A 1,712-nucleotide genomic window follows, 5' to 3' on the forward strand; every position below is an offset into this window, starting at 1 on the left:
CGAAGGTGATGCCGGTCAGTGCCGCCGCGGGACGCGGGGCAGGGGAAAAGGGCGCGGAGCGAAACGCGGAGTGGGGGCGGTGTTCATCCCCTTCGATATACAGGTCGCCTTCAGCGCAACCGCAGGTACTACACATACTTTACTCCTTCTCGATTTCGAGGCGTTGGATCTGCATACCGTCATCCGCCACGATGCGCAGCCCGCTGCTCTGGCACTGCGGACAGCGCTGTACCTTCGATGACAACAGCGTGACGTACTCCTGACACTGTTCGCACCAGCACTCTGCCTGCTGCTCCTCGATATGCAGTGCGCAACCTTCCGCCAGCGTGCCGCGGCACACCAGCTCAAAACAGAAGGTGAGGGCGCTGGTCTCGACGCAGGAAAACGCCCCGACCTTCAGCCAGACGCCGGTCACGCGCTTCGCATGGTTCTGCACAGCCTGCTGTTCGATAAGTTCCAGTGCCCGCTGGCAGAGGGTGATTTCGTGCATGACGCCTCCTTAATGAATTGCCCCTTCAATGCAATAACAGTGCCAGCTTGATTTGCGTTACGGCGTGACGATGTCAACGCTGTCGAAATGACACGTCGACACCGCGGCGGTGACAGTACGTATCTTGTTAAAAGCTATTTAAATCAACAAATTAAAAGCTGGCACGAAAACTGCTTAACAGCCGCTAACTCCATTAACCGGATACCTTTTATGACTATTTGGGAAATTAGCGAAAAAGCGGATTACATCGCGCAACGTCATCAGCAGCTTCAGGATCAGTGGCACCTCTACTGCAACTCTCTGATTCAGGGGATCACCCTGTCAAAAGCCCGTCTGCACCATGCCATGAGCTGCGCGGCGCAGGGGGACATGCGCTTTGTGTTGTTTGGTCACTTCACGATTTTTGTCACCCTGGCGGAGAGCTTCAACAGCCACACCATTGAGTATTACGTTGAGACAAAAGAGGGTGAAAAACAGTGTATTGCGAAAGCTCAACTGATGGCCGACGGCATGGTGGACGGTCACGTCAGCAACCGCGATCGCCAGCAGGTGCTGGAGCACTATCTGGAGAAAATAGCGCCGGTTTATAACGGCCTCTACGCCGCCGTTGAGCACGATCAGCCGATCAACCTGAAACAGCTGATCGACGGAAAATCCTCCGCGAACGTGGCCTGAAAAGCGAGTGTCGAGAAGTGTCGATAAGACAGTTTTTTTTCGTCAAAAATGACCATCACCAGAGGATGACCCGGTGAACCGTTTTGTAATTGCTGACTCGACGGTCTGTATTGGCTGTCGGACCTGTGAGGCGGCGTGCTCGGAAACGCACCGCCTGCACGGGCTACAGTCCATGCCGCGCCTGCGCGTCATGCGTAATGAGAAAGAGTCTGCCCCGCAGCTCTGTCACCACTGTGAAGACGCCCCGTGCGCGGGCGTTTGTCCTGTCAATGCCATCACCCGCGTTGACGGCGCGGTACAGCTGAACGAAAGCCTGTGCGTGAGCTGCAAGCTGTGCGGCATCGCCTGTCCGTTCGGCGCCATTGAGTTTTCCGGCAGCCGTCCGCTGCATATTCCGGCGAATGCCAATACCCCGAAAGCGCCGCCTGTTCGGGGTAGCGTTCATGAATATGACGCGCAAGGCGTTGTACTTCGGGGATCATGGCCTGATCGCGCAACAAATCCGCCACTTTAAATTCGGCGTTACCCGTCTGACGCGTGCCCAGCA

The 1,712-nt window shown here is 56.2% G+C and carries 2 protein-coding genes and 3 pseudogenes; 2 read left to right on the forward strand and 3 right to left on the reverse strand.

What is annotated here, in order from left to right:
• Nucleotides 1-136: pseudogene (locus DD606_RS24960) on the reverse strand (hydrogenase nickel incorporation protein HypB); the annotation flags it as partial.
• 3 nt (nucleotides 137-139) lie between these two features.
• On the reverse strand, nucleotides 140-490 hold the full coding sequence (gene hypA / locus DD606_RS24965; protein WP_022651745.1) for a hydrogenase maturation nickel metallochaperone HypA: 351 nt from the start codon (nucleotides 488-490) through the stop codon (nucleotides 140-142).
• A gap of 210 nt (nucleotides 491-700) precedes the next feature.
• Here hypA and hycA point away from each other — a divergent pair, with 210 nt between their 5' ends.
• Together hycA and DD606_RS24980 are read left to right on the forward strand one after the other, a co-directional pair.
• Nucleotides 701-1,165: a formate hydrogenlyase regulator HycA gene (hycA, locus tag DD606_RS24975; RefSeq protein ID WP_022651744.1), complete on the forward strand. Its 465-nt coding sequence runs from the start codon at nucleotides 701-703 to the stop codon at nucleotides 1,163-1,165.
• 73 nt (nucleotides 1,166-1,238) lie between these two features.
• Nucleotides 1,239-1,592, forward strand: a pseudogene (locus tag DD606_RS24980) (4Fe-4S binding protein); the annotation flags it as partial.
• Here the strand turns inward: DD606_RS24980 and DD606_RS26595 are convergent.
• Nucleotides 1,588-1,712: pseudogene (locus DD606_RS26595) on the reverse strand (hypothetical protein); the annotation flags it as partial. The pseudogenes DD606_RS24980 and DD606_RS26595 sit on opposite strands and share 5 nt — an antisense overlap.

It is taken from the genome of Enterobacter cloacae complex sp. GF14B (assembly GCF_004136805.1).
GTDB classification, from domain to species: Bacteria; Pseudomonadota; Gammaproteobacteria; order Enterobacterales; family Enterobacteriaceae; genus Enterobacter; species Enterobacter hormaechei_C.